The 26,700-nt window shown below is 72.0% G+C and carries 26 protein-coding genes, 2 tRNA genes and 1 pseudogene; 24 read left to right on the top strand and 5 right to left on the bottom strand.

The features are described 5' to 3' along the window. Positions 1-16: 16 nt before the first annotated feature. Positions 17-838, top strand: coding sequence for an aminotransferase class IV (locus tag BM076_RS09210; RefSeq protein ID WP_093712929.1), 822 nt, complete (start codon positions 17-19; stop codon positions 836-838). Positions 839-968: 130 nt separating this feature from the next. Beyond that, positions 969-1,823, top strand: coding sequence for a GNAT family N-acetyltransferase (locus BM076_RS09205; protein WP_093712928.1), 855 nt, complete (start codon positions 969-971; stop codon positions 1,821-1,823). Between the two features lie 53 nt (positions 1,824-1,876). Here BM076_RS09205 and BM076_RS09200 read toward each other — a convergent pair whose 3' ends face one another. Further along, positions 1,877-2,461 carry a DsbA family protein gene (locus BM076_RS09200; protein ID WP_093712927.1) on the bottom strand — a complete coding sequence of 195 codons (585 nt, stop codon included), beginning with the start codon at positions 2,459-2,461 and terminating at the stop codon, positions 1,877-1,879. A gap of 166 nt (positions 2,462-2,627) precedes the next feature. On the opposite strand from BM076_RS09200, the gene BM076_RS09195 reads away from it, so the two are divergent. Together BM076_RS09195 and BM076_RS36520 are read left to right on the top strand one after the other, a co-directional pair. Next, complete coding sequence (locus BM076_RS09195) at positions 2,628-3,080, top strand: hypothetical protein (RefSeq protein ID WP_093712926.1); 453 nt, start codon at positions 2,628-2,630, stop codon at positions 3,078-3,080. A 327-nt stretch (positions 3,081-3,407) separates the two neighbouring features. Then, complete coding sequence (locus BM076_RS36520) at positions 3,408-3,566, top strand: hypothetical protein (RefSeq protein ID WP_177246373.1); 159 nt, start codon at positions 3,408-3,410, stop codon at positions 3,564-3,566. Between the two features lie 37 nt (positions 3,567-3,603). Here BM076_RS36520 and BM076_RS09185 read toward each other — a convergent pair whose 3' ends face one another. Together BM076_RS09185 and BM076_RS09180 are read right to left on the bottom strand one after the other, a co-directional pair. Beyond that, on the bottom strand, positions 3,604-4,161 hold the full coding sequence (locus tag BM076_RS09185) for a CGNR zinc finger domain-containing protein (protein WP_093712924.1): 558 nt from the start codon (positions 4,159-4,161) through the stop codon (positions 3,604-3,606). 259 nt (positions 4,162-4,420) lie between these two features. Beyond that, positions 4,421-4,834, bottom strand: a complete 414-nt coding sequence (locus tag BM076_RS09180) for an SsgA family sporulation/cell division regulator (protein WP_003959770.1) — start codon at positions 4,832-4,834, stop codon at positions 4,421-4,423. A 189-nt stretch (positions 4,835-5,023) separates the two neighbouring features. On the opposite strand from BM076_RS09180, the gene BM076_RS09175 reads away from it, so the two are divergent. The 6 genes from BM076_RS09175 (at position 5,024) to BM076_RS09150 (ending at position 9,175) form a co-directional block, all read left to right on the top strand. After that, complete coding sequence (locus BM076_RS09175; protein WP_093712923.1) at positions 5,024-5,437, top strand: TIGR02611 family protein; 414 nt, start codon at positions 5,024-5,026, stop codon at positions 5,435-5,437. 90 nt (positions 5,438-5,527) lie between these two features. Next, a tRNA-Val gene (locus BM076_RS09170) sits at positions 5,528-5,599 on the top strand. Positions 5,600-5,702: 103 nt separating this feature from the next. After that, the gene (locus BM076_RS09165; RefSeq protein ID WP_093712922.1) at positions 5,703-6,170 is read left to right on the top strand and encodes an SRPBCC family protein; all 468 of its coding nucleotides are present in this window, start codon (positions 5,703-5,705) and stop codon (positions 6,168-6,170) included. A 37-nt stretch (positions 6,171-6,207) separates the two neighbouring features. Continuing rightward, positions 6,208-6,279: transfer RNA gene (locus BM076_RS09160), tRNA-Val, on the top strand. Positions 6,280-6,577: 298 nt separating this feature from the next. Further along, positions 6,578-8,560: a threonine--tRNA ligase gene (gene thrS, locus BM076_RS09155; protein ID WP_093712921.1), complete on the top strand. Its 1,983-nt coding sequence runs from the start codon at positions 6,578-6,580 to the stop codon at positions 8,558-8,560. A gap of 54 nt (positions 8,561-8,614) precedes the next feature. Further along, a complete protein-coding gene (locus tag BM076_RS09150; protein WP_177246383.1) occupies positions 8,615-9,175 on the top strand; it encodes an HIT family protein in 561 nt (186 codons plus the stop codon). Positions 9,176-9,214: 39 nt separating this feature from the next. On the opposite strand, the gene BM076_RS09145 is transcribed toward BM076_RS09150, so the two are convergent. After that, on the bottom strand, positions 9,215-10,870 hold the full coding sequence (locus tag BM076_RS09145) for a hypothetical protein (RefSeq protein ID WP_093713035.1): 1,656 nt from the start codon (positions 10,868-10,870) through the stop codon (positions 9,215-9,217). A 228-nt stretch (positions 10,871-11,098) separates the two neighbouring features. Further along, a complete protein-coding gene (locus BM076_RS09140) occupies positions 11,099-13,291 on the bottom strand; it encodes an elongation factor G-like protein EF-G2 (protein ID WP_245795880.1) in 2,193 nt (730 codons plus the stop codon). A gap of 327 nt (positions 13,292-13,618) precedes the next feature. Between BM076_RS09140 and pgsA the strand changes: the two genes are divergently transcribed. The 14 genes and pseudogenes from pgsA to BM076_RS09070 all read left to right on the top strand — a co-directional run bounded on the left by pgsA (position 13,619) and on the right by BM076_RS09070 (position 26,576). Beyond that, positions 13,619-14,296 carry a phosphatidylinositol phosphate synthase gene (gene pgsA, locus BM076_RS09135; protein ID WP_093712919.1) on the top strand — a complete coding sequence of 226 codons (678 nt, stop codon included), beginning with the start codon at positions 13,619-13,621 and terminating at the stop codon, positions 14,294-14,296. Beyond that, positions 14,293-15,195, top strand: a pseudogene (locus tag BM076_RS09130) (phosphatidylinositol mannoside acyltransferase); the annotation flags it as partial. The gene pgsA and the pseudogene BM076_RS09130, both read left to right, overlap by 4 nt. A 263-nt stretch (positions 15,196-15,458) precedes the next feature. Continuing rightward, on the top strand, positions 15,459-16,619 hold the full coding sequence (locus tag BM076_RS09125) for a glycosyltransferase family 4 protein (protein WP_093712918.1): 1,161 nt from the start codon (positions 15,459-15,461) through the stop codon (positions 16,617-16,619). Between the two features lie 14 nt (positions 16,620-16,633). Beyond that, positions 16,634-17,191, top strand: a complete 558-nt coding sequence (locus BM076_RS09120) for a LemA family protein (protein ID WP_093712917.1) — start codon at positions 16,634-16,636, stop codon at positions 17,189-17,191. Positions 17,192-17,338: 147 nt separating this feature from the next. Beyond that, entirely contained in the window at positions 17,339-18,247 is a 909-nt protein-coding gene (gene pdxS / locus BM076_RS09115; protein ID WP_093712916.1) for a pyridoxal 5'-phosphate synthase lyase subunit PdxS, read from the top strand. A 7-nt stretch (positions 18,248-18,254) separates the two neighbouring features. Further along, complete coding sequence (gene pdxT, locus BM076_RS09110; RefSeq protein ID WP_093712915.1) at positions 18,255-18,848, top strand: pyridoxal 5'-phosphate synthase glutaminase subunit PdxT; 594 nt, start codon at positions 18,255-18,257, stop codon at positions 18,846-18,848. Between the two features lie 66 nt (positions 18,849-18,914). After that, positions 18,915-19,667 (top strand): YebC/PmpR family DNA-binding transcriptional regulator, encoded by a 753-nt coding sequence (locus BM076_RS09105; protein ID WP_073499865.1) that lies wholly within the window; start codon positions 18,915-18,917, stop codon positions 19,665-19,667. Between the two features lie 184 nt (positions 19,668-19,851). After that, positions 19,852-20,424, top strand: coding sequence for a crossover junction endodeoxyribonuclease RuvC (gene ruvC, locus BM076_RS09100; protein WP_093712914.1), 573 nt, complete (start codon positions 19,852-19,854; stop codon positions 20,422-20,424). Then, positions 20,421-21,032, top strand: a complete 612-nt coding sequence (gene ruvA / locus BM076_RS09095) for a Holliday junction branch migration protein RuvA (protein WP_093712913.1) — start codon at positions 20,421-20,423, stop codon at positions 21,030-21,032. The genes ruvC and ruvA overlap by 4 nt, the downstream gene beginning before the upstream one ends. 106 nt (positions 21,033-21,138) lie before the next feature. Beyond that, entirely contained in the window at positions 21,139-22,203 is a 1,065-nt protein-coding gene (gene ruvB / locus BM076_RS09090; RefSeq protein WP_093712912.1) for a Holliday junction branch migration DNA helicase RuvB, read from the top strand. A gap of 161 nt (positions 22,204-22,364) precedes the next feature. Beyond that, complete coding sequence (gene yajC, locus BM076_RS09085; protein ID WP_093712911.1) at positions 22,365-22,832, top strand: preprotein translocase subunit YajC; 468 nt, start codon at positions 22,365-22,367, stop codon at positions 22,830-22,832. 81 nt (positions 22,833-22,913) lie between these two features. After that, positions 22,914-24,710 carry a protein translocase subunit SecD gene (gene secD / locus BM076_RS09080; RefSeq protein WP_093712910.1) on the top strand — a complete coding sequence of 599 codons (1,797 nt, stop codon included), beginning with the start codon at positions 22,914-22,916 and terminating at the stop codon, positions 24,708-24,710. Beyond that, entirely contained in the window at positions 24,710-25,912 is a 1,203-nt protein-coding gene (secF, locus tag BM076_RS09075) for a protein translocase subunit SecF (RefSeq protein ID WP_093712909.1), read from the top strand. Before secD ends, secF begins: the two co-directional genes overlap by 1 nt. 103 nt (positions 25,913-26,015) lie before the next feature. Further along, positions 26,016-26,576, top strand: a complete 561-nt coding sequence (locus BM076_RS09070; RefSeq protein WP_093712908.1) for an adenine phosphoribosyltransferase — start codon at positions 26,016-26,018, stop codon at positions 26,574-26,576. Positions 26,577-26,700 lie beyond the last annotated feature (124 nt).

Here is a 26,700-nt window from a genome sequence, read left to right as displayed (position 1 = left end):
CCGGAGGGATGCAGCGGTGAAGATCTGGGTGGACGGCGGACTGCGGGACACCGGGGACGCCACCGTGTCGGTGCTCGACCACGGACTGACCGTCGGCGACGGGGTGTTCGAGACCCTCAAGGCCGTCGAGGGCCGCGCCTTCGCGGTCACCCGGCACCTGGACCGGCTCGCCAGGTCCGCCCGCGGCCTCGGCCTGCCGGAACCCGACCGGGACGAGGTGACCCGCGCCTGCGAGGCTGTACTCGCCGCCAATCCGGTGCCGCTCGGCCGACTGCGGATCACGTACACCGGCGGCCTCTCGCCGCTGGGCTCCGACCGCGGCGACGCGGGCCCGACCCTGGTCGTCGCGCTCGGCGAGGCAGCCGTCCGCCCGGACAGCACCGCCGTCGTCACCGTGCCGTGGACCCGTAACGAGAAGGGCGCGCTCGCCGGGCTCAAGACCACCTCGTACGGCGAGAACGTCGTCGCGCTCGCCCGGGCGCACGAACAGGGCGCGAGCGAGGCCCTGTTCGGCAACACGCAGGGCAGGCTCTGCGAGGGCACCGGCTCCAACGTCTTCGTCGTCCTCGACGGGCAGCTGCTCACCCCGCCGCTGGCCTCCGGCTGCCTCGCCGGGATCACCCGCGAGCTGGTGATCGACTGGACCGGCGCGCGCGAGGCCGATCTGCCGCTGGACGCGCTCTCCGCGGCCGAGGAGATCTTCCTGACCTCGACCCTGCGCGATGTGCAGGCCGTGCACCGTGTCGACGACCACGAGCCCGCCGCGGCGCCGGGACCCGTCACGGCGAAGGCGATGCGGATCTTCGCCGAACGCGCCGCGGCCGACGTGAATCCATGAGCGACCCGGCCGACCGGCGGCGTGCCCCTCGGCGGCAGGGGCGGGTGTCGGCGGGGTGGAACAGCACCGGGCGCTGCCGTCCCCGCCGCGACGCCACCCCACCAGCGCGGCGACACCCGGGAGCGCGACCATGACGACCACCTTGCGGCCCGCGGGCCCGGAACGGCCCGCGCCCGACGGGGGCCGCGCCCGCGACTTCACCGTCTGCGTCAACGGCCGCCCGGTCGGCGGCCTCGAACTGAGCGCCGGCCCGCGCGCGAGCGCCCGCGGCGGGACCGGGACCGGCCGGATCGCCGCACTGTCCATCGACGAGCCCGACCGGCGGCGCGGGCGCGGCACCGTGGCCGCGCTCGCCGCCGAAGAGGTGCTGCGGCTGTGGGGCTGCGCCCGGATCGAGGTCACCGTCCCGGCCGACGCCGCGTACGCGCTGCGGCTGGCCGCCGCACTCGGCTATGTCGAGAGCGCCCGCGGCATGCTCAAGCCGCTGCCCGACGCCCCGCCGCACGCCCTGCCGGCCGGCAGCCTCGTCCGCCCGTTCACCGCGGGGGAGTACGGGCCCTGGCGGCAACTGGACGCGGAGCGGTACGTCGCCGCGCTGCTCGCCCACGGCGTGCCGCGCGAGCAGGCGGAGCAGCGCGAGGCCACCGGCTTCGACCGTGTCCTGCCACAGGGCCGCGACACCCCGGGCGCCGCGCTGTACGCCCTCGTGCACGACGGCGGCACGGTCGGCCGGGCCGCGCTGCGGCTGTACGACCCGGCCGACCCGGCGGTCCCCGCCTACGTGCTGTCCGTCGAGGTCGACGCGGCGCACCGCGGCCGCGGGCACGGCCGTACGCTCATGCTGGCCGCCGAGAACGCCTGCCGCGAGGTCGGGTCCACCGCCCTCGCGCTCACCGTCTTCGCCGACAACACCCCGGCGGTGCGGCTCTACGAGTCGCTGGGCTACCGCACGACGCTGCGGCACCTGACCAAGACGCTGACCTGACCCCCGGACCGCCTGATCCCCGGACCCCACCACGCCCCCTGCCGTGGCGCGGCTCAGGGCTTGCGGCGCGGGACCTCGCAGACCTGGGAGGCGTCACCGACAGGGGCGGGCGCGGCGGCACCGGAGCCGCTCAGCAGCCGGTCGGCGATCGCGACGATCCGCTCGCGCAGCCCTTCCTGGCTCTTGCCGCCGTCCAGCCGCTCCCCGCCGATCACATACGTGGGCGTGCCCGTCACACCGATCGCCTTGCCCTCCGCCTCGTCGGAGTCGACGACCAGCAGATGGCGGCCGTCGATCAGCGCGGTGTCCACCTCGTCCGCGTCCAGGCCCAGCTCCCGGGCCACCTCGACCAGCACCGCCTCGCCGCGCCGGTCCAGCTCCTCGACCCGCGCCAGCACGGCCTCCGCGTACGGCCAGCCGCTGCCCTGGGCGTACGCCTCCTCGTACGCCTGCGCCGCGGCCAGCGCGTGCGCGTGCTTGGGCAGCGGGAAGTGCCGGAGCTGGATGTCGAGGGCGTCGCCGTACTTCTCGCGCAGCGCGCGGACGTCGTCCAGGGCGCTGCGGCAGTCGGGACACTGCAGCTCGCACCAGACTTCGAGGACGGGCGGACGCGAGGCGGCGGAGGAGGGTTGATCCATGGGTCAAGTCTCCCACTCGGGGAGGAGGCACCCTGAGATCCCCCTGAACCCGGCTCTCCACCGTGGCCTCGCGGGCCCTCGGCGAGGCACGATGGGAGGACGCGACCTCGCGGGGCCCTTGGCCGGACCTTACGGGGCCATCCGGAACTGCCGCAGGAGCCTCGGGATGCTGACCACCGCCCTATGCGCCGTCCTGTCCGCCGCGGGCCTGGCCATCGCCGTACAGACCGCCTACCGCCGCCGCTATCTGCGGGCCACCCGGATCGCCGCCGTGGCGCTGCTGCCGGTCGGCCTCGCCATGGCGGGTCTCGTCACGCTCGGCCGCAAGATCGGCACGGCGTCCGCGGACTGGGCGGCCGACCTGATCTTCAAGCCCACCGTCTGGCTCGGCTTCGGCGTCATCGGCGTCTCCGCGCTGCTGTACGGCGCGACGCGGCTGATCGCGGCACGCGGCGGCACGGACGGCGAGCAGCCCCCGGCGGCCGTGCCCGGCGCGTCGAGCCCCGCGCTGCCCGTCTCCTCCCGCCCGGCTCCCAAGCGCCGCGCCGCCGGGTCCGGCGACAGCGGCCTGTCGGACTTCGCCGATGTCGAGGAGATCCTCAAGCGCCGCGGCATCTGACCGGGACCGGCGACCGGTTCGAACACGCGTGGGGGCGCGAACCACCCCTGGGAGTTCGCGTGTTGGGCCACGAGTGATCGTCGGCTGCGCGATCATCGGGCTGTGCTGCCCACCTCCGGGGACCGTCTCTCCCCTCCGCGGCCGGACCGTGCCGGATCCCGCACCGGAACCGGCGTCGCGAACGGCGTCCCCGCCCCCCGTACCGAAAGCCACGACCGTGATCGCGACAGCGGACGCGAACGCGTACCCGAACCGAGAACCGTTGCCGTCTCCGAGCCGGCCCCCGTACCTGTCCCCGTCTCCGAGCCGCTCCCCGTACGCGTCCCCGTGTCCGTGCCCGCAGCCGTACCCGTACGGGCGGGCGCGGACGAGGACGAGCCGCGGGGCTGCCTCTACGCGCTCTCGCAGCCGCCGCTGATGCTCTTCCTGTGCGTGATCAGCGGGCTGATCGGCGCGGGTGCGATCTACGACCTGCTGATGCTGTGAGGCCGCCGGGGCCCCGGCGGCGGTTCGCCGTACGGGGTCAGGCGCTCGCCTCGCGCCGGCGCGCCCGGTAGGCGGCCACATGGAGCCGGTTGCCGCAGGTGCGGCTGTCGCAGTAGCGGCGGGACCGGTTGCGGGACAGGTCGACGAAGGCCCGGCGGCAGTCGGGCGCGTCGCAGCGCCGCAGCCGGTCCCGCTCGCCCGCGACGATCAGGAAGGCCAGCGCCATGCCGCAGTCCGCGGCGAGGTGGTCGGCCAGTGACGCGCCGGGCGCGAAGTAGTGCACGTGCCAGTCGTAGCCGTCGTGGTCGGTCAGCCGCGGTGTGGTGCCGGCCTCGGCGACCATCGCGTTGAGCATCCTGGCGGCCGTGGCGTCGTCGCGGGCGCCGAAGACGGCGGTGAAGCGGTCGCGGACCGCGTGCACGGCGGCGATGTCGTGCGCGTCGAGCCTGCCGACCTCGCTGACCTGATTGCGTTCCACGAAGCCGCGCAGATCCGCGACGTCGGCGAGCGATTCGCGCCCCTCGATCTGCGGCGCGGTGTTGACCAGGTCCACGACGCTGTCGAGGGCGCACCTGGTGTCATGGTTGATCAGCACGGAATCGCTCCCTGCCGGCGTGATCGGTCGGCTGCGTTCCGGTGACTCTAGCGCCGAAAGCCGCCGCCGTGGGGGTGCAGGTCCCATGGCGACGGCTTCCGTGCACGACGCGTACATGACCCGGACGGAACCGGGACACGCCGTGTGCGCGCGTGATCGTGCGGCGGCCGGTCCGGACGGACGAGTCCGGTTCGGCCGGGTCGGGTCCGGGCGTCCCCCCGAGTAGGACGACCGCGGACTGCGGGGTGAGGGCTCGGAGTCAGCTCTCCGCGAGGATGTGGGAGAGCTCGGTGTCGAGGTCGAAGTGACGATGCTCGGTGCCCGGCGGTACCGCGGCGTCCGTCCGCTTCAGGAAGGACTCCAGGGCCCGTGCCGGGGCTTCGAGCAGGGCTTCACCCTCGGGAGAGCTGAGGGCGATGCACACGACGCCCTGACCGTGGCTGCGGGACGGCCAGACTCTGACGTCGCCGGTGCCGGTCGGGCGGTGCAGCCCTTCGGCGAGCAGGTCGCGGGCGAACACCCATTCGACCGTCTCTTCGGCTCCGGTGTGGAAGGTGGCGTGCACGGCATACGGATCGGCCGTGTCGTACCGCAAGCCCGCGGGTACAGGCAGTGAGGATTCGCTCGACACAACGAGGCGCAGGTGCAGCTCGCAGCTGACCGTGGTGTTCATAAGCGCCAGGGCCTTTCGCTCAGTGTGCGCTCGGGGATTCGCACGTCGGCGAAATCGACATGCCACCTGCGGGGACGTTGTAAACCCCTCTGAGGGGTTTGTGAGGCTTCTGGTACCTCGTCCGGCCTAGTCCCGAGACCGGCGGAACGGCCATTTCGGTGACGCCCGACGGTCGGGTAAATTGCCCGCATGACTGCGGAGAGTGACGAGCCGGGCGGGGCCGTGGCCACGGAATCACGGCTGGGGTCGCGCGCCCCGGCCTTCGTCAGGAAATCGGCGCCGCTGCACCAGGTCTGGCGGGTGGGGGTCTTCGTCGTCGGCCTCGCGGTCGTCGCGGGCGGTGTGCTGCTGCTCCCGCTGCCCGGGCCCGGCTGGGTGGTGATCTTCGGCGGCATGGCGATCTGGGCCACCGAATTCGTCTGGGCGCAGCGCGTGCTGCGCTGGACCCGGCGCAAGGTCGCCGACGCCGCCAGGGCGGCGCTCGACCCGCGGGTGCGGCGGCGGAATCTGCTGCTCACCGCCGCGGGCGTGATCGCGCTCGCCGGCCTCGCCGGCTGCTACCTGTGGCAGTACGGCCTGGACACCCCGTGGGCCGACAGCTGACCGTGCCCGTCGCGCCGGCCGTGCTCTCCCGACGATCCCGGAGGGCGGTCGGAACACCCTCCGACGTGCGGTAAAGTTGTCCACGCGTCCGGGCGATTAGCTCAGCGGGAGAGCACTTCGTTCACACCGAAGGGGTCACTGGTTCGATCCCAGTATCGCCCACCGGATCAAGGATCCCGGAGACCGTCCTCGTACGGTCTCCGGGATCCTTCGCGTTCGGCCGGTATCCCTGCCGTACGCGCGGGCGATCGCGCACACTTGCGGTATGGACTGGAGTCAGTACCGCTTCCGCAGCGCGTGGCGGCTCGACGCCGAACCCGACGCCGTCTACCGCGTACTGGAACGGCCGGACCACTATCCGGCGTGGTGGCCCCAGGTCCGCGAGGTGCGGCAGACCGGTGACACCACCGGGACGCTGCGCTTCCGTTCCGTCCTGCCGTACGACCTCGTCGTCCGCGCCGAATCCGTCCGCCACGACCCGCGGAGCCGGGTGCTGGAGGCCGCGATGACCGGCGACCTGGAGGGCTGGTTCCGCTGGACCGTCCGCCCCAGCGGCAACGGCACGCATCTGCTGTACGAACAGGAAGTCGTGGTCCGCAAACCGCTGATGCGGCTGCTGGCCGTGCCCTGCCGGCCGTTCTTCCTCGCCAACCACGCCCTGATGATGCGCGGCGGACGGCGCGGCCTGCTCGCCCGCCTCGCCGCCGGACCCGCCGGATCCCAAGTGGTTTGAACGCCGGGCCCGTCCCCCTGTATGGTTCCAACGTCCCGGGCGATTAGCTCAGCGGGAGAGCACTTCGTTCACACCGAAGGGGTCACTGGTTCGATCCCAGTATCGCCCACCGGGAAGAAGGCCGGACGATCATCCGATCGTCCGGCCTTCGCCGTTCCCGGGGTGCCGCGTCAACTCCCGGTCGAGCGCCGTGAGATCGAACGGCGCGTTCCTCCAACCGCCGTATGACGTCCGCCGCACGGCGGCATTGAGGGCGCATGCGGCGGCGACCAGGACCGACCGCCGCGCCCGGATCGCGTTATCGCTTCGCGGGCAGCCCCCGCGGCTCGGTACGATTCAGCCGTGCGGCGCCGTGCGCCGCCCTACGTCAGCAGGACTCCCGCAGGACCTCAGTCAGGAGCAGACCGGTGTCAGATGTCCGTGTGATCATCAAACGCGATTCCGTTGAGCAGGAAGAGCGGCTGGTCACGACGGGCACGACGGCGGCCGAGCTGTTCCCGGGCGAGCGCTCGGTGATCGCCGCCCGGGTCGGCGGCGAGCTGAAGGACCTCGCGTACGCGCTCGCCGACGGCGACGAGGTCGAGCCGGTGGACATCACCAGCGAGGACGGCCTCAACATCCTGCGGCACTCCACCGCGCACGTGATGGCGCAGGCCGTGCAGGAGCTGCACCCCGAGGCCAAACTCGGCATCGGCCCGCCGGTCAAGGACGGCTTCTACTACGACTTCGACGTCGAGCGGCCCTTCACCCCCGATGACCTCAAGGCCATCGAGAAGAAGATGCAGGAGATCCAGAAGCGCGGCCAGCGCTTCTCGCGCCGCGTCGTCACCGACGACGCCGCCCGCGAGGAGCTGGCGGACGAGCCGTACAAGCTGGAGCTGATCGGTCTCAAGGGCTCCTCGGCCGCCTCCGAGGAGGGCGCGGACGTCGAGGTGGGCGCCGGCGAGCTGACCATCTACGACAATCTGGACGCGAAGACCGGCGAGCTGTGCTGGAAGGACCTCTGCCGGGGCCCGCACCTGCCCAGCACCCGCAACATCCCGGCGTTCAAGCTGATGCGCAACGCGGCGGCGTACTGGCGCGGCAGCGAGAAGAACCCGATGCTCCAGCGGATCTACGGCACCGCCTGGCCGACCAAGGAAGAGCTGAAGGCCCACCTGGAGTTCCTGGAGGAGGCCGCCAAGCGCGACCACCGCAAGCTGGGCAGCGAGCTGGACCTGTTCTCCATCCCCGAGCAGATCGGCTCGGGCCTCGCGGTCTTCCACCCCCGCGGCGGCATCATCCGCCGGACGATGGAGGACTACTCGCGCCGGCGGCACGAGGAGGAGGGGTACGAGTTCGTCTACACCCCGCACGCCACCAAGGGCACCCTGTTCGAGACCTCGGGCCACCTGGACTGGTACGCCGACGGCATGTACCCGCCCATGCAGCTGGACGAGGGCACGGACTACTACCTCAAGCCCATGAACTGCCCGATGCACAATCTGATCTTCGACGCCCGCGGCCGGTCCTACCGCGAACTTCCGCTGCGGCTCTTCGAGTTCGGCACCGTGTACCGGTACGAGAAGTCCGGTGTCGTGCACGGCCTGACCCGGGCCCGCGGCTTCACCCAGGACGACGCGCACATCTACTGCACCAAGGAGCAGATGGCGGACGAGCTGGACACCACGCTCACCTTCGTCCTGAACCTGCTGCGCGACTACGGCCTCACCGACTTCTACCTGGAGCTGTCCACCAAGGACCCGGAGAAGTTCGTCGGCTCCGACGAGGTGTGGGAGGAGGCCACCGAGACGCTGCGCAAAGTGGCCGAGAAGCAGGGCCTGCCGCTGGTCCCCGACCCGGGCGGCGCCGCCTTCTACGGGCCGAAGATCTCCGTGCAGTGCAAGGACGCCATCGGCCGTACGTGGCAGATGTCGACCGTGCAGCTCGACTTCAACCTGCCGGAGCGCTTCGACCTCGAATACACCGGCCCCGACGGCACCAAGCACCGCCCGGTGATGATCCACCGCGCGCTGTTCGGCTCCATCGAGCGGTTCTTCGCGGTGCTGCTTGAGCACTACGCGGGCGCCTTCCCCGCGTGGCTGGCGCCGGTGCAGGCGGTCGGCATCCCGATCGGCGACGCGCACGTGCCGTATCTCCAGGAGTTCGCGGCGCAGGCCCGCGCCAAGGGGCTGCGGGTCGACGTGGACGCGTCCTCGGACCGGATGCAGAAGAAGATCCGCAATCAGCAGAAGCTGAAGGTCCCGTACATGATCATCGTCGGTGACGATGACATGGCGGCCGGCACGGTCTCCTTCCGCTACCGCGACGGCGCGCAGAAGAACGGCGTGCCGCGCGACGAGGCGATCGCCGAGATGCTGGACGCCGTGGAGCGCCGGATCCAGGTCTGACGCCCGCAGGACCGAGGACTTCCCCCGAAGCACGCGTGCTCCGGGGGAAGTCCTATGCTGAGCGGCATGACGAGTGAGCCGGAACAGCAGATCGGAGCGGGGGTGCCGGACGCGTTCCAGCGCCTGTGGACCCCGCACCGGATGGCGTACATCCAGGGCGAGAACAAGCCCACCGGCCCCGGTGCCGGTGACGGATGTCCGTTCTGCGTGGTCCCGGCCGAGTCCGACGAGGACGGGCTGATCATCGCCCGGGGCGAGCACGTCTACGCGGTGCTCAATCTCTACCCGTACAACAGCGGGCACCTCATGGTGGTGCCCTACCGGCACGTCGCGGACTACACCGAGCTGGACGGCGACGAGACCGCGGAGCTGGCGGCGCTCACCAAGCAGGCGATGACCGCGCTGCGGGCCGCGTCCGGCGCGCAGGGCTTCAACATCGGCATGAACCAGGGCGATGTCGCGGGCGCCGGGATCGCGGCGCACCTGCACCAGCACGTGGTGCCGCGCTGGGGCGGCGACGTCAATTTCATGCCGGTGGTCGGCCACACGAAGGTGCTGCCGCAACTGCTCGCGGACACCCGCAAGATGCTCGCCGACGCCTGGCCCGCCGCCTGAGCCGGACGCCGCGGGCCCCGCGCGGGCCCGCGGCCGGGATCAGGCGTTGTACACGTCGGCCTGACCGGGCTCCACGCTCTGCACCATGCCGCTGAGGACCGACGAGCGGCTGGCGAAGTGCGAGGTGTCCACGCCGTTCTCGGTCATCACCTGGATCGCGGCGGAGTGCACCGCCCGCAGCACGGGAGTCGCGGCGCGCAGCGCGTCGTCGGCCATGAAGCGGTGCTTCCACGGCTTGTCCGCCCAGGTGTGCCGCAGCCCGAAGGGCTCGGGCAGCTTCAGGGTGCCGCCGAGGTGGTCGAGCACGCTCGGGAACCAGGTCAGCGGCGCGCGGGCGGCCAGCCGTACCACCTCGTCCGACCCGATCAACGGCAGCTGCACGGTCTTGGTCTCCCAGAACTTCACCGGCTTGCTGATCGTCTTCTCCTTGGCCGGCGGGCCCGAGGTGAAGATGGGGTGGATCGGGCCGAGCGCGTGCCCGGTGACCTCCACGCGCAGCGTGTGCGCCAGCACGGTCACCGTGATCATCAGCGTGATGACCAGATTGCCGTCCCAGAGGGTGAACTGGATGCCCAGATAGTGCCGGTTGCCCTTGCCGAACTGCTGGGTGTTGCAGATCCGCTGGATCTCGAAGTCCTTCACCGAGAAGGAGTCGACCTCGGGACCGGTCGGCCGGGCGATCTTGCCCGCGCCCTCGCCGACCGGCACCACGACCCAGTGCTTTATCGACGGCTTGGGGAAACCGCCGGTGTGCAGCGGACCGCGCTCGATCATCCGCAGCTGGTCGTGGATGGCGCGGATCACGTCCCAGCTGCGGAAGGGATGGATCTCGGCCAGCCCCTCGCGCGGGATCAGCTCCTCGGCCATCTGCCAGTTCGCCCACCGGCTGCCCATGCCCAGTATTCCCTTGGGCCCGGCGTAGAAGACGACATTGCTGTTCTGCTCGGCGGAGAGCTTGGCCAGGCTCTGCCGCAGCAGTTCGGCCCGGGTCTGGTTGGGGTTGCGGGGGACCGCCTCGGGGATCTTCGCCCCCACCCCGCTGCCCGCCACCAGGCCCGCCCAGCGGTCGCGCAGGTCCTTCGCGGTCGCCTCGCAGATCCGCTTCGCCCAGAACCAGCCGATGATCGGCGCGATCATCAGGACCCGGAAGTACATCGCCCAGAAGCCGCTGAACGGCGGCTTCACGGCCAGCAGCACGGTGAAGGCGACGGTGACCGCGAGCACGACCGCGCCGAACGCCCCCGCCCGGCTGCCGCTCGCCTTGAGCTGCGCGAGCGTCCGGCGCAACTGGAAGGCACCGAGCCAGACCAGCACACCCGGCAGGAAGAGCACCCCGCACACGCCCATCACCACGGTCAGCCGGGTGTCGCGCTCCTGCCGGATCCGGTTGGCCGCGAGGGCGTGCTCGACCACGGTCTGCGGCACCACGCCGAAGGACTGCACGAGTTCGTTACGGGCCGCGCCCAGCATCCGCACCTGGATCGCGCGGGCGAACGCCTCACCCAGATTCGGCGCGAACAGCGACAGCCGCGGCGCCTTGACGCTCGCCGCCTCGTTCGCCTCGACCAGGGTGGTGACCGGGGTGTCGCGGTACGCCGCGGACGCCAGTGCCTGCGTCGCGCCCGTCTCGCCGTCGCTGCCGGTCAGCGGGATCTGCGCGCCAGGGCTGAAGTCGAACCCCGTACCGTCGGTCACCACAGGCCCCCAGTCGCCAGTCAGTTCGTCCCACCGGTTCACCGGTCCACACGGCTCCGACCGGCCCATTCCCCGCACGGGTGACCGTCACACGTTCGGAGCAGTCTCCAGATTAGCGGCGCGACGGCCCGCGGCGTGGCCGCGAGCCGCCGATTGGCCTGCGGACATGTCCACTTGGCGACTTGCCGACTGTGCCGACGTACGCCGCCGTGCGCGCCACCTGGTGCGCTACCTGGCGTGCTCGGCCGCCTCCTGCCGCAGTTTCGCGGCGAGTTGGGCGGGCATCGGTTCGTGCCGCGCGTACTGCCTGCTGAATCTGCCCATGCCGTGCGACAGCGACCGCAGGTCCACCGCGTACCGTCCGATCTCGATCTCGGGGACCTCCGCGCGCACCACCGAGCGCCCGGCGCCCGCGGGTTCCGTGCCCAGCACCCGCCCGCGCCGCCCGGACAGATCGCTCATCACCGGACCCACGTACGCGTCCGGCACCATGACACCGACCTCCGCGACCGGCTCCAGCAGATGGATCGGCGCGCCCGCCGCGGCCTCGCGCAGCGCCAGCGCGCCCGCGGTCTGGAAGGCGGCGTCCGAGGAGTCCACCGAATGGGCCTTGCCGTCGGTGAGCGTGACCCGGATGTCCACCACGGAGAAACCGAGCGCGACCCCGCGCTCGGCCTGCGCGCGCACCCCCTTCTCCACCGACGGGATGAACTGCCGCGGCACCGCGCCGCCGATCACCTTGTCGACGAATTCGATGCCGGAGCCGACCGGCAGCGGCTCCACCTGGATCTCGCAGATCGCGAACTGCCCGTGCCCGCCGGACTGTTTGACGTGCCGGCCGCGGGCCGCCACCGGAGCGCCGAAGGTCTCGCGCAGCGGCACCCGGTGCGGCACCGCGTCCACCTGCACCCCGTACCGGCTGCGCAGCCGCTCCAGCGCGACATCGGCGTGCGCCTCGCCCATGCACCACAGCACCACCTGCCGGGTGTCCGGATTGTGTTCGAGGCGCATCGTCGGGTCCTCGGCGACCAGCCGCGCCAGCCCCTGCGACAGCTTGTCCTCGTCCGCCTTGCTGTGCGCCTCGATGGCGACCGGCAGCAGCGGGTCCGGCATCACCCACGGCTCCATCAGCAGTGGGCGCTCCTTCGACGAGAGGGTGTCGCCGGTCTCGGCGCGGGTCAGCTTGGCCACGCACACCAGATCACCGGCGCGCGCGGACGGCACCGGCCGCTGGTGCTTGCCGAAGGGCGAGGACAGCGCGCCGACCCGCTCGTCCACGTCGTGGTCCTCGTGCCCGCGGTCCTCCATGCCGTGCCCCGACACATGCACCGTCTCGTCCGGGCGCAGCGTGCCGGAGAAGACCCGCACCATGCTGATCCGCCCGACGTACGGGTCCGAGGACGTCTTGACCACCTCGGCGGCCAGCGGCCCGTCCGGGTCGCAGGCCAGCTCGGTGCGGCCGCCGCCCTCCGGGGCGGTCACCGGCGGCACCGTACGCTCCAGCGGGGTCGGGAAGCCGCCGGTGACCAGCTCCAGCAGCTCCACCGTGCCCAGGCCCTGCCGAGCGCCGTCCGCGGCGGGCGCCGCCGCCAGCACCGGGTGGAAGGTGCCGCGCGCCACCGCCCGTTCCAGGTCCTCGATCAGCGTCTTGATGTCCAGCTCCTCGCCGCCGAGGTAGCGGTCCATCAAGGTCTCGTCCTCGCTCTCGGCGATGATCCCCTCGATCAGCCGGTCCCGGGCGCCCGCCATCAGCGGGAGCAGCTCCGCGTCCGGGGCGGCATCGGTCCGCTCGCCGGAGGAGTAGTCGTACACCCGCTGGGACAGCAGCCCCGCCAGGCCCGTCACCGGCGCGTGGCCGTCCGGGCCCGCCGGGCCGTGCACCGGCAGGTACAGCGGCAGCACGGAGTCGGGGGAGTCGCCGCCCAGCTCCGCGGCGCACTGCGCGGCCATCTCCTCGAAACCGGCCCGCGCCGACTCCAGATGCGTCACCACGACCGCCCGCGGCATCCCGACGGCCGCGCACTCGTCCCACACCATCCGTGTCGCGCCGCCGATGCCCTCGCCGTCCTGCGCGGCCGAGACGACGAAGAGGGCCGCGTCCGCGGCGCGCAGACCGGCCCTCAACTCCCCGACGAAATCCGCGTATCCGGGGGTGTCCAGCACATTGACCTTGATCCCGCCCCACTCCACGGGGACGAGGGACAGCTGCACCGAGCGCTGCTGCCGCTGCTCGATCTCGTCGTGGTCGGAGACCGAGCCGCCGTCCTCCACCCGGCCCGCCCGGTTCACCGCACCGGTGGTCAGCGCCAGCGCCTCCACCAGCGTCGTCTTGCCTGCTCCGCTGTGGCCGACCAGCACCACATTGCGCACGTTCTCGGGGCGGTCGGCCGCCGGTGCCCTTCCGGCGGCTCCTGGCTGCACGTCTCGTTTGTCCGCTGCACCACCCACGTGGTCTCGCCTCCCGGTCCGCAACTTCCTGGGGGACCGCGCCCTCGAAGGGGGCGCGCCCGAGGGGCGCCACGGGAGACCGCTCCACGCACAGGCGGCCTCGACGACGCCCGCGGTCCTTCGACCTTCCCACGACGGTCACGGTGCGTCCATACGTCGTACGCCGGGCCGTCGCTCCACGACCCGTGGCGGCGCTACGGCAGTGCCTGGGACATCGGGCATGCGGGGTCTGGCTACGATGGGCCATCCGGTTGCCGCTCCGGCCGCCGTGACACCACCCTCCGACCTGTCGGGAAGGCCATGCTGAACAAGTACGCGCGTGCGTTCTTCACGCGTGTTCTCACGCCGTTCGCCGCATTTCTGCTCCGCAAGGGGGTCAGCCCCGACGCGGTGACCCTGCTCGGCACCGCGGGTGTCATGGCGGGCGCACTGGCCTTCTACCCCAGGGGCGAGTTCTTCTGGGGCACCGTGGTCATCACCCTGTTCGTCTTCTCCGACCTGGTCGACGGCAACATGGCCCGCCAGGCCGGGGTCTCCAGCCGCTGGGGCGCGTTCCTCGACTCGACCCTGGACCGGGTCGCCGACGCGGGCATCTTCGGCGGTCTTGCCATGTGGTACGCGGGCCGCGGCGACGACCTCGTGCTCTGCGCGGTGACGATCTTCTGCCTGGCCAGCGGCCAGGTCGTGTCGTACACCAAGGCGCGCGGCGAGGCGATCGGCCTGCCCGTCAACGTCAACGGCCTGGTCGAGCGCGCCGAGCGGCTGGTCATCACACTGACGCTGTGCGGCTTCGCCGGACTCCACAAATTCGGCGTGCCCGGCATCCAGTACCTGCTGCCGGTCGCCCTGTGGGTGGTCGCGGCGGGCAGCCTGGTCACCCTGATCCAGCGGGTCGTCACCGTCCGCCGCGAGTCGGCCGAGGCGGACGCGGCCGCGGCGGCCGCTGCGGCCACCGCGGGCCAGGGGAGCGGCGCGTGAGGGAACGGCTGGTCGACGGGCTCTACGGGCTCGGCTGGAGCGCCGTCAAAACGCTGCCGGAACCCGCCGCCCGCGCTCTCGGGCGCACCATCGCCGACGTGGCCTGGCGGCAGCGCGGCAAGGGCGTGCGGCGCCTGGAGGCCAATCTGGTCCGGGTGGTGCCGGACGCCGACCAGGCGCGGCTGCGCGAGCTGTCGCGGGCGGTGATGCGCTCCTACCTGCGCTACTGGATGGAGTCCTTCCGGCTGCCGGCCTGGAGCAAGGACCGCATCCGCGGCGGCTTCGACCCCAAGGACGTGCACTACCTGACCGACGGCATGGCCGCCGGCCGCGGCGTCATCCTCGCGCTGCCGCATATGGGCAACTACGACCTGGCCGGCGCCTGGGTGACCACCAAGCTGGAGACGCCCTTCACCACCGTCGCCGAACGCCTCAAGCCCGAGACGCTCTACGACCGCTTCGTCGCCTACCGCGAGAGCCTGGGCATGGAGGTGCTGCCGCACACCGGCGGCGCCGCCTTCGGCACCCTCGCCCGGCGGCTGCGGGCCGGCGGCCTGGTCTGCCTGGTCGCCGACCGCGACCTGTCGGCGAGCGGCGTCGAGGTGGACTTCTTCGGCGAACGCACCCGGATGCCCGCAGGTCCCGCGATGCTGGCCCAGCAGACCGGCGCGCTGCTGCTGCCGGTGACCCTCTGGTACGACGGGTCGCCCGTCATGCAGGGCCGGGTGCACCCGCCGGTCAAGGTCCCCGACAGCGGCGACCGCGCGGCGAAGACGTCCGCGATGACGCAGGAGCTGGCCGACGCGTACGCCTCCGGCATCGCGGACCACCCCGAGGACTGGCACATGCTGCAACGGCTGTGGCTGTCCGACCTCGAACCGCGCCCCGAGCCGCCGGCGGGCGGTGACACGGCAGATCCCGGCCCGGCGGCGACGCCCGGCCAGGGAACGGCCGCCCGCCCGGAGGCAGGCCCCATCGCCGAGGCGGCCCCCGGCCCGGAGGCAGGCCCCGGCCCCGAGGCGGCTCCAGGCCCGGAGACGGCTCCCGGCGCGGCGGCGACTCCTCTCCCCGAGGCAACGCGGGACCCGGTCCCCGGCGTCTCCACGGACGGCGCCGCCGGTCCGGCGGGCGGCCCACCGGACCCCTCCGGATCGGAGAAAACGTGAGGATCGGGATCGTCTGCCCGTACTCCTGGGACGTCCCCGGCGGCGTCCAGTTCCACATCCGCGACCTCGCCGAGCACCTGATCGGCCTCGGCCACGAGGTCTCCGTCCTCGCGCCGGCCGACGACGAGACACCGCTGCCGCCGTACGTGGTGTCGGCCGGGCGCGCGGTGCCGGTGCCGTACAACGGCTCGGTGGCCCGGCTCAACTTCGGCTTCCTGTCCGCCGCCCGGGTCCGCCGCTGGCTGCACGACGGCGCCTTCGACGTCGTCCACATCCACGAACCCAGCTCGCCGTCGCTCGGCCTGCTCGCCTGCTGGGCGGCGCAGGGCCCGATCGTGGCGACCTTCCACACCTCCAACCCGCGCTCGCGCGCGATGATCGCCGCGTACCCGATCCTGCAGCCCGCGCTGGAGAAGATCAGGGCCCGGATCGCGGTCAGCGAGTACGCCCGCCGCACCCTGGTGGAACACCTCGGCGGCGACGCGGTGGTCATCCCCAACGGCGTCGACGTGGACTTCTTCGCCCGCGCCGAGCCCAAGAAGGAGTGGCAGGGCGGGACGATCGGCTTCATCGGCCGGATCGACGAGCCGCGCAAGGGCCTGCCGGTGCTGATGCGCGCGCTGCCGAAGATCCTCGCCGAGCGCCCCGGCACCCGGCTGCTGGTGGCCGGCCGCGGCGACGAGGAGGAGGCCGTCGAGTCGCTGCCGCCCGCCATGCGCGAGCGGGTCGAATTCCTCGGCATGGTCAGCGACGAGGACAAGGCGCGGCTGCTGCGCAGCGTCGACCTGTACGTGGCGCCGAACACCGGCGGCGAATCCTTCGGGATCATCCTGGTCGAGGCGATGTCCGCGGGCGCCGCGGTGCTCGCCAGCGACCTCGACGCCTTCGCGCAGGTCCTCGACCAGGGCGCCGCGGGCGAACTGTTCGCCAATGAGGACGCCGACGCGCTGGCCGCCGCCGCGGTGCGGCTGCTCGCCGACCCGGACCGCCGCACCGAACTGCGCACCCGCGGCAGCGCCCACGTACGGCGCTTCGACTGGTCGGTGGTCGGCGGCGACATCCTGGCCGTCTACGAGACCGTCGCCGACGGCGCCGCGCATGTCGCCGCCGACGAACGCACCGGCCTGCGCGCCCGCTTCGGCCTGGCCAGAGACTGACGGGGACGGAAAAGGTGACCACCATCATCTGGGTCGCGGTCGCGATCGTCGCGATCGGCCTCTACCTGAGCTGGACGGCCGGCCGGCTCGACCGGCTGCACGCCAGGATCGACGCGGCGCGCGCCGCCCTGGACGCGCAACTGCTGCGCCGCGCCTCGGTGGCCCAGGAACTGGCCACGGCCGGGGTGCTGGACCCGGCGGCGTCGATCGTGCTGTACGAGTCCGCGCACGCGGCCCGGCAGGCCGAGCCGGAGCAGCGGGAGGTCGCCGAGAGCGAGCTGAGCCAGGCGCTGCGGGTGGTGTTCGCCGAACCGGGCGCGGTCGCCGAGGTCGCCCAGGCACCGGGCGGCAGCGCGGCGATCACCGAGCTGACCCAGTCGGTGCGCCGGGTCCCGATGGCCCGCCGCTTCCACAACGACGCGGTGCGCGCGGCGCGGGCGGTCCGCAGGCACCGGGTGGTGCGCTGGTTCCGGCTCGCCGGCCACGCGCCCTTCCCGCTGGCCTTCGAGATGGACGACGAGCCGCCGGTGCCGCTGACGGCGGACGGCGCGGGGAGCCACCCGGCCGGGTAGCCGAGGGCCACCGCACACGGTGGCCGGAAATCACCCTCGCGCGGGGAGCCACCGACGCGGAATTGGCCCTTTTTCCAGGCCCCACACCGGCCGGACCATGAAGAAAAGCCACTCTTGGCCCCCTTCCGTCCAAAGCGAGGTCACCCCGTGTCCACCAGCCCCTCCGCCACGACCCCCGAGACCGGCACCGCACGCGTCAAGCGCGGCATGGCCGAGCAGCTCAAGGGCGGCGTGATCATGGATGTCGTCACCCCGGAGCAGGCGAAGATCGCCGAGGACGCCGGCGCCGTCGCCGTCATGGCGCTGGAGCGCGTGCCCGCCGACATCCGCGCGCAGGGCGGCGTGGCCCGGATGTCCGACCCGGACATGATCGAGGGCATCATCAACGCGGTGTCCATCCCGGTGATGGCCAAGTCCCGGATCGGCCACTTCGTCGAGGCCCAGGTGCTCCAGGCGCTCGGCGTCGACTACATCGACGAGTCCGAGGTCCTCACCCCGGCCGACGAGGTCAACCACTCCGACAAGTTCGCCTTCACCACCCCCTTCGTGTGCGGCGCCACCAACCTCGGCGAGGCCCTGCGCCGGATCGCCGAGGGCGCGGCCATGATCCGCTCCAAGGGCGAGGCCGGCACCGGCAACGTCGTCGAGGCGGTCCGCCACCTGCGCCAGATCAAGGGCGAGATCTCCCGCCTCAAGGGCCTGGACAACAACGAGCTGTACGCCGCCGCCAAGGACCTGCGTGCCCCGTACGAGCTGGTCAAGGAGGTGTTCGAGCTGGGCAAGCTGCCCGTCGTGCTGTTCTCCGCCGGCGGTGTGGCCACCCCCGCGGACGCCGCGCTGATGCGCCAGCTCGGCGCCGAGGGCGTCTTCGTCGGCTCCGGCATCTTCAAGTCCGGCGACCCGGCCAAGCGCGCCGCCGCCATCGTCCGCGCCACCACCTTCTTCGACGACCCGAAGGTCATCGCGGACGCCTCCCGCAACCTCGGCGAGGCCATGGTCGGCATCAACATCGACACCCTCCCGGAGTCCGAGCACTACGCCAACCGCGGCTGGTAAGGCGACGATGACCAGCACTCCCACCATCGGCGTCCTGGCACTCCAGGGCGACGTCCGGGAGCACCTGACGGCACTGGCCGCGGCGGACGCCGCGGCCAGGCCCGTCCGGCGCCCGGAGGAACTGGCCGGGATCGACGGCCTGGTGATACCCGGCGGCGAGTCCACCACGATCTCCAAGCTCGCCGCGCTGTTCGGCCTGATGGAGCCGCTGCGCGCGGCCATCGCGGACGGCCTGCCCGTCTACGGCACCTGCGCCGGCCTGATCATGGTCGCCGACAAGATCCTCGACCCCCGCTCCGGTCAGGAGACCTTCGGCGGCATCGACATGATCGTGCGCCGCAACGCCTTCGGCCGGCAGAACGAGTCCTTCGAGGCGGTCGTCGACGTCACGGGCATCGACGGCGGTCCCGTCGAGGGCGTCTTCATCCGTGCCCCGTGGGTCGAGTCGGTGGGTGCGGACGTCGAGGTGCTCGCCGAGTACGGTGGCCACGTCGTCGCGGTCCGGCAGCACCGTGTGCTCGCGACCTCGTTCCACCCCGAACTGACCGGCGACCACCGGGTCCATGAACTCTTCGTGGACGGCGTGCGCGCGGCGGGCTGAGCGGATCCCGGTAGGATCGGCGGCGCGACGAAAGACAGCATTTGGTGACGCGAAGGAGACAGGCGGATGTCCGGCCACTCTAAATGGGCCACGACCAAGCACAAGAAGGCCGTGATCGATGCCAAGCGCGGCAAGCTCTTCGCGAAGCTGATCAAGAACATCGAGGTCGCGGCGCGGACCGGCGGCGCCGATCCGGACGGCAACCCGACGCTGTTCGACGCCATCCAGAAGGCGAAGAAGAGCTCGGTCCCGAACAAGAACATCGACAGCGCCGTCAAGCGCGGCGCCGGCCTCGAAGCCGGTGGCGCGGACTACCAGACGATCATGTACGAGGGCTACGGCCCCAACGGCGTCGCGGTGCTGATCGAGTGCCTCACCGACAACCGTAACCGTGCCGCGTCCGACGTCCGGGTCGCCATGACCCGCAACGGCGGCTCGATGGCCGACCCCGGCTCGGTGTCGTACCTGTTCAACCGCAAGGGCGTGGTGATCGTCCCCAAGGGTGAGCTGGGCGAGGACGACGTGCTGGGCGCGGTGCTCGACGCGGGCGCCGAGGAGGTCAACGACCTCGGCGAGTCCTACGAGGTGATCAGCGAGGCCACCGACCTGGTGCCGGTCCGCAAGGCCCTCCAGGAGGCCGGGATCGACTACGACTCGGCCGACGCCAACTTCCTGCCGACCATGCAGGTCGAGCTGGACGAGGACGGCGCGCGCAAGATCTTCAAGCTGATCGACGCGCTGGAGGACAGCGACGACGTGCAGAACGTCTTCGCCAACTTCGACGTCTCCGACGAGGTCATGGAGAAGGTCGACGCCTGACGGGCCATCAACCTGCCGTACGAGGGCGGGCCGACGGGACACACCCGTCGCGCCCGCCTTTGTCGTCGGTGTTGTCGGTCCGAACCGATAGCCTGCGGGAACGTATGGCCGAACGGTTCACAGGGATCGCCCGAGGGACCGTCGCAGGGACCGTGGCAGGGATCGTGGGAGGGAGGGGAGCGCGGTGCGCGTACTGGGTGTCGACCCGGGACTGACCCGGTGCGGTGTCGGGGTGGTGGACGGCGTCCCCGGCCGCCCGCTGACGATGGTCGGCGTCGGTGTCGTCCGAACCCCCGCCGACGCCGAGACCGGCCGCCGGCTGGTGCTGATCGAGCAGGGCATCGAGGAGTGGCTCGACGAGCACCGCCCCGAGGCGGTCGCCGTGGAGCGGGTTTTCAGCCAGCACAATGTCCGTACGGTGATGGGCACCGCCCAGGCCAGCGCCGTCGCCATACTGTGCGCCGCCCGGCGCGGCCTGCCCGTCCATCTGCACACCCCCAGCGAGGTCAAGGCCGCCGTCACCGGCAGCGGACGCGCCGACAAGGCACAGGTCGGCGCGATGGTGACCCGGCTGCTGCGGCTGGACGCGCCGCCGAAACCGGCCGACGCCGCCGACGCCCTGGCCCTGGCCATCTGCCACATCTGGCGCGGCGCCGCCACCAACCGCCTCCAGCAGGCGATCGCCGCCCACAGCCCCGGACCGGCGGCACGCACCGCCGCCGCGAGAACCGCACGCACCCAGGAGTCCGCCACGTGATCGCCTTCGTCAGCGGCCAGGTCGCCGCGCTCGCCCCCGACACCGCGGTGATCGAGGTCGGCGGTGTGGGCATGGCCGTGCAGTGCGCGCCCGGCACCCTGGCCGCGCTCCGGATCGGGCAGCCCGCCAAGCTCGCCACCTCGCTGGTGGTCAGGGAGGACTCGCTCACCCTCTACGGCTTCGCGGACGAGGACGAGCGGCAGGTGTTCGAGCTGCTCCAGACCGTCAGCGGCGTCGGCCCGCGGCTCGCCCAGACCATGCTGGCCGTGCACAGCCCGGACGCGCTGCGCGGCGCGGTGGCGGCCGGGGACGAGAAGGCGCTGACGGCCGTGCCCGGCATCGGCAAGAAGGGCGCGCAGCGGCTGCTGCTGGAGCTGAAGGACCGGCTCGGCGAACCGGTCGGGACCGGCGCGGACCGGGGGATCGGCAGCCCGGTCGGCACGTCCTGGCGCGAGCAGTTGCACGCGGCGCTGCTCGGCCTCGGATACGCCACCCGCGAGGCCGACGAGGCGGTCGCCGCCGTCACCCCGCAGGCCGAGGCCGCGGACGAGCCGAATGTGGGCGCGCTGCTGCGCGCGGCCCTGCAGACCCTGAACCGCACCCGCTGACCCGGCCCCGGCCCGTATCCGACCCCCGCGCGCCCCGTAAGCCCGCCGACCGGCCGACCGGCCGCAGCCACCGACCCGACACCGCACCCGACCCGAGAGACCGACGATGAACTGGGACGACGCCACCGACGAGCGGCCGGAGCGACTGGTCGGCGCCGCCGCCGACCACGAGGACCAGGCCGTGGAGGCGGCACTGCGCCCCCGGGACCTGGGGGAGTTCATCGGCCAGGAACGGGTCAGGCAGCAGCTCGACCTGGTACTCAGGGCCGCCCGGCAGCGGCAGGGCACCGCCGACCACGTCCTGCTCTCGGGCGCCCCGGGCCTGGGCAAGACCACCCTTTCGATGATCATCGCCGCCGAGATGGGCGTGCCCATCCGGATCACCTCGGGCCCGGCCATCCAGCACGCGGGCGACCTCGCCGCCATCCTGTCCTCGCTCCAGGAGGGCGAGGTGCTCTTCCTCGACGAGATCCACCGCATGTCGCGGCCCGCCGAGGAGATGCTCTACATGGCGATGGAGGACTACCGGGTCGACGTGGTCGTCGGCAAGGGACCCGGCGCCACCGCGATCCCGCTGGAGCTGCCGCCCTTCACCCTGGTCGGCGCCACCACCCGGGCCGGACTGCTGCCCCCGCCGCTGCGCGACCGCTTCGGCTTCACGGGCCACATGGAGTTCTACGCCCCCGCCGAACTGGAGAAGGTGATCCGCCGCTCGGCCGGGCTGCTGGACGTCGAGGTCGCCGACGACGGCGCCGCCGAGATCGCCGGCCGCTCCCGCGGCACCCCCCGGATCGCCAACCGGCTGCTGCGCCGGGTCCGCGACTACGCCCAGGTCAAGGCGGACGGGGTGGTCACCCGGGAGATCGCCGCCCAGGCGCTTGAGGTCTACGAGGTGGACCGGCGCGGTCTCGACCGACTGGACCGGGCCGTGCTCCAGGCGCTGCTGAAGCTGTTCAACGGCGGACCCGTCGGCCTGTCCACACTGGCCGTCGCGGTGGGGGAGGAGCGCGAGACGGTCGAGGAGGTCGCCGAGCCGTTCCTCGTACGGGAAGGGCTGCTGGCCCGCACCCCGCGCGGCCGGGTGGCCACCCCGGCGGCCTGGGCGCACCTCGGTCTGGTCCCCCCGCAGCAGGGGTCGGGACCGGGACAGACCGGGTTGTTCGGACCGTGACCGCCGATAGACTCGCCCCTTCAGGAACCCCAGTGCCATGCTTGGCGTTGTTCAGGCGGCGAGCCAGCGCTTAGACTCCGCCGACGCCCTTCCTCCGGATCGGCACCCACATCCCGAAACCCAGGCCAGCACCGTTGGCCGTGCGAAGGAACGTCCAGACCGTGAGTATCGTCACTCTCCTCCCCTTGGTCCTGATTGTCGGCGTCATGTTCATGATGACGCGGTCGGCCAAGAACAAGCAGCGCCAGGCCAGCGAGATGCGCAGCCAGATGGAGCCCGGCACGGGCGTCCGCACCATCGGCGGGATGTACGCCGTGGTGAAGGAAGTGAACGACGAGACGGTGCTCCTGGAGCTGACGGACGGGGTGCACGCACACTTCGCGAAGAACGCCATCGGCGCGGTGCTGGCCGAAGAGGAGTTCAACCGGATCGTGCACGGGATCGAGCCGGAGGAGATCGAGACCGAGTCCGACGGCATCGAGGGCGAGGACGGCGACGTCACGGCGGACGCGGCTACCGGGGATGCCGCGCCGAAGGACGACGCCGACGACTCGGGTGAACAGCGCATCGATCTGAGCAAGACCGAGGACGCGCCGGGGCAGGACGACTCCGACTCCACGTCCAAGTAGGCAGGGTCCGGCTCTCACAACTTCGGCGCCACCCCAGGAGCGCGCAGGCTCGGGGGCGGTAGGACAGGGAGAAACAAGAAGGTGGCAGCACCCAAGAAGGGCCGCAGGCCGTCCCCGGGGAGTCAGGGATACCCGGGGCGCGCTCTGGCCGTGATCCTGATCGCCCTGGTGGCGCTGACCGGAGGGATGTTCCTCTCCGGCAACACCACTCCCCGGCTGGGCATCGACCTGGCAGGTGGTGTCAGCATCACGCTGACCGCCAAGAACAACCAGGGCGGCGCGGTCACCAAGTCCAACATGAACACGGCGGTGGACATCATCAACCGCCGGGTCAACGGACTCGGTGTCTCCGAGGCGGAGGTGCAGACCCAGGGATCGAAGAACATCATCGTCAACATCCCCAAGGGCACCAACGCCGACCAGGCGGAGCAGCAGGTCGGCACCACCGCCCAGCTCGCCTTCCGCCAGGTGCTGACCGCGGCGAACGGCGACCCCAAGGCGGCGGGCACGCCCACCCCGTCGGCCAGCCCGACCGGCACTCCCACCGGCAGCCCCAGCTCCACGCCGAGCGGCAAGGCCAGTTCCACGCCCACAGGCAAGGCCAGCTCCACGCCGACCACCACGGCGACCGGAACGGGCACCCCGCAGGGCCGCGCCGTCACCGACGCGCTGAAGTCGAACGTGAACAAGGCGCCGACGCCGACGCCCACCGCGACGCCCAGCGCCCCGGCCACCACGCCGAGCACCGGCACCTCCGACGTGTCGATCCCCGCCGACCTCCAGGCGAAGCTCGACAAGCTGGACTGCACCGACCCCAAGCAGCGCACCGCCGCCAGCGAGGGCGTCAAGGCCACCGACAAGGTCGTCGCCTGCGGTCAGCAGGACAAGACGTGGATCAAGTACGCGCTCGGCCCGACGCTGATCGACGGCAAGCGGGTCTCCGGCGCCAGCGCCAACTTCGACTCGCAGCAGGGCAACGGCTGGGTCGTCAACCTGAACTTCGACTCCAAGGGCGCCAGCCAGTTCACCAAGGTCACCGGTGACCTCGCCTCGCAGTCCGCGCCGAACAACCAGTTCGCGATCGACCTGGACGGCAACGTCGTCTCGGCCCCGTCGGTCTCCTACGCCCTGACCGGCGGCAGCGCCCAGATCTCCGGCAGCTTCACCCAGAAGTCCGCCGAGGACCTGGCGAACGTGCTGAAGTACGGCTCGCTGCCGCTGGCGTTCAACATCTCCGACAAGACCACGGTCTCGGCCGCGCTCGGCGGCGAGCAGCTGCGCGGCGGTCTGATCGCCGGCGCCGTCGGCCTCGCGCTGGTCGTGCTCTACATGCTGGCCTACTACCGGGGCCTGAGCATGGTCGCGGTGGCCAGCCTCCTGGTCTCGGCCGCGCTCACCTACACGATCATGTGTCTGCTCGGTGAGGCGATCGGATTCGCGCTGAACCTGCCGGCGGTCTGCGGTGCCATCGTGGCCATCGGTATCACCGCCGACTCCTTCATCGTCTTCTTCGAACGGATCAGGGACGAGCTGCGGGAGGGCCGCTCGCTGCAGCCCGCCGTCGCCCGCGGCTGGCCGCGCGCCCGGCGCACCATCCTGGTGTCGGACTTCGTGTCCTTCCTCGCCGCCGCCGTGCTGTTCGTCGTGACCGTCGGCAAGGTCCAGGGCTTCGCGTTCACGCTCGGCCTGACCACCGTGCTCGACGTCGTCGTGGTGTTCCTGTTCACCAAGCCGCTGATGACGATCCTCGCCCGCCGCCCGTTCTTCGCCCGAGGCCACAAGTGGTCCGGTCTCGACCCCAAGGCGCTCGGCGTCAAGGCACCGCTGCGCCGCAGCGTGCGCCACAACCGGCCCGCCACCGAGACGAAGGAAGCCTGATGTCCAAGCTCGGCAATCTCGGTCACCGGCTGCACCGGGGCGAGATCGCGTACGACTTCGTCGGCCACCGCAGGATCTGGTACGGCGTGTCGATCCTGATCACGGTCGTCGCGATCGTCGGTCTCGCGGTGAACGGCCTCAAGCTCGGCATCGAGTTCTCCGGCGGCGCGGTCTTCACCACGCCCAAGAACGTCGGAATCTCGGTCTCGGACGCGCAGAGCAAGATCGACGGCCACACCGGCGGCCACGACGCCACGATCCAGAAGCTCGGCAACGGCAGCCTGCGGATCCAGGTCAGCGACATCTCCACGGACGCGTCCAAGGAAGTCCAGCAGAACATCTCCGACGAGCTGAAGATCCCCAAGGCGAAGATCGACGCGGAGATCGTCGGCCCGAGCTGGGGCAAGGAGATCTCCCAGAAGGCCCTGGAAGGTCTGATCATCTTCCTGGTCCTGGTGGTCGCCTACCTCGCCATCGCCTTCGAGTGGCGCAAGGCCATCGCTGCGCTGATCGCCCTGCTCCACGACCTCACGATCACCACCGGCGTCTACGCGATCGTGGGCTTCGAGGTCACTCCGGGCACCGTGATCGGTCTGCTCACCATCCTCGGTTACTCCCTCTACGACACCGTCGTCGTCTTCGACGGTCTCAAGGAAGCCACCAAGGACATCACCAAGCAGAACAAGTCCACCTACAGCGAGCTGGCCAACCGCAGCCTCAACGGCACCCTGGTGCGGTCCATCAACACCACGGTCGTCGCGCTGCTGCCGGTCGCCGCGCTGCTCTTCATCGGTGGCGGCATCCTCGGCGCCGGCATGCTCAACGACATCGCGCTCGCGCTGTTCGTCGGCCTCAGCGCCGGTGCGTACTCCTCGATCTTCATCGCGACCCCGATCGTCGCGGACCTCAAGGAGCGCGAGCCGGCCATGAAGCAGGTGCGCAAGCGGGTGCTGGCCAGGCGCGCCGCCGACGCGGCGAAGGCCGCCGAGGCGGCCGAGCGCGGCGAGGACCCGGACGCGCCGGAGGACGGCGAGGGCGCCGACCCCGACGACGAGGCCGAGGCAGCGGCCGCCGGTGCGGGCGTGGTGGGCCAGCGGGCCCAGGGCGCCCCGTCCGGCAGCCGCTCCACCGGCACCCGCGGCTCGGCCGCGAACCGCAACAACCGCGGCGGGCGCGGCCGCCCCTCGGGCAAGCGCCGCTGACCGCACCGCGCCGCCGCCCCGGTCCCACGGACCGGGGCGGCGGCGCTTGGCTTGTGTCGGGCATGATGTGCAGCGACCACCGACGGAAAACGAAAGCAGTGCGATGACCACCACGGAAGCAGCCTCCGCCGAACTCCGGGAACTGCTGCTCGGCCGCATCCGCGACGTCCCCGACTACCCGCAGCCCGGGGTGGTCTTCAAGGACATCACCCCGCTGCTGGCCGACCCGGCCGCCTTCGGCGCGCTGGTGGACGCGCTCGCCGCCCTCGCGGACCGGCACGGCGCCACCAAGGTCGTCGGCCTCGAAGCCCGCGGCTTCATCCTGGCCGCCCCGGCCGCCGCCCGCGCCGGCATCGGCTTCGTCCCCGTCCGCAAGGCGGGCAAGCTGCCCGGAAAGACCCTGGCGCAGTCGTACGAGCTGGAGTACGGCACCGCCGAGATCGAGGTGCAGACCGACGCCTTCGCCGCGGGCGACCGGGTGCTGGTGATCGACGACGTACTGGCCACCGGCGGCACCGCGGAGGCGTCGCTGGAGCTGATCCGGCGGGCCGGCGCGACCGTCGCGGGTGTCGCCGTGCTGCTGGAGCTGGGCTTCCTCGGTGGCCGGGAGCGGCTGGCCCCTGCGCTGGACGGCGCGCCGCTGGACACGCTCGTCGCCGTCTGACCCCGCCGGAGCCCCTCACCGGGGCCGCCAAGGCCCGTCCGAGCCCTCCTGGGCCCTCCTGGGCCCGTTCGCGGCCCCTCGGCGCCGGTCGGACGCCCGTTGGACACCCGTGCGCCGTACGGGC

It is taken from the genome of Actinacidiphila alni, from assembly GCF_900112845.1.
Classification (GTDB): Bacteria; Actinomycetota; Actinomycetes; order Streptomycetales; family Streptomycetaceae; genus Actinacidiphila; species Actinacidiphila alni.
Note: the sequence above shows the minus strand (reverse complement) of the source record. Positions and strands in the feature narration are given on the sequence as shown.

Coding starts and splice junctions, on each gene's coding strand:
- BM076_RS09105 (WP_073499865.1), top strand. CDS start 18,915: ATGTCCGGCCACTCTAAATGGGCCACGACCAAGCACAAGAAGGCCGTG.
- BM076_RS09070 (WP_093712908.1), top strand. CDS start 26,016: ATGACCACCACGGAAGCAGCCTCCGCCGAACTCCGGGAACTGCTGCTC.
- BM076_RS09180 (WP_003959770.1), bottom strand. CDS start 4,834: ATGAACACCACGGTCAGCTGCGAGCTGCACCTGCGCCTCGTTGTGTCG.
- BM076_RS09150 (WP_177246383.1), top strand. CDS start 8,615: ATGCTGAGCGGCATGACGAGTGAGCCGGAACAGCAGATCGGAGCGGGG.
- BM076_RS09195 (WP_093712926.1), top strand. CDS start 2,628: ATGCTGACCACCGCCCTATGCGCCGTCCTGTCCGCCGCGGGCCTGGCC.
- secF (WP_093712909.1), top strand. CDS start 24,710: ATGTCCAAGCTCGGCAATCTCGGTCACCGGCTGCACCGGGGCGAGATC.
- BM076_RS09200 (WP_093712927.1), bottom strand. CDS start 2,461: ATGGATCAACCCTCCTCCGCCGCCTCGCGTCCGCCCGTCCTCGAAGTC.
- pdxT (WP_093712915.1), top strand. CDS start 18,255: ATGACCAGCACTCCCACCATCGGCGTCCTGGCACTCCAGGGCGACGTC.
- pgsA (WP_093712919.1), top strand. CDS start 13,619: ATGCTGAACAAGTACGCGCGTGCGTTCTTCACGCGTGTTCTCACGCCG.
- ruvB (WP_093712912.1), top strand. CDS start 21,139: ATGAACTGGGACGACGCCACCGACGAGCGGCCGGAGCGACTGGTCGGC.
- BM076_RS09175 (WP_093712923.1), top strand. CDS start 5,024: ATGACTGCGGAGAGTGACGAGCCGGGCGGGGCCGTGGCCACGGAATCA.
- BM076_RS09165 (WP_093712922.1), top strand. CDS start 5,703: ATGGACTGGAGTCAGTACCGCTTCCGCAGCGCGTGGCGGCTCGACGCC.
- BM076_RS09205 (WP_093712928.1), top strand. CDS start 969: ATGACGACCACCTTGCGGCCCGCGGGCCCGGAACGGCCCGCGCCCGAC.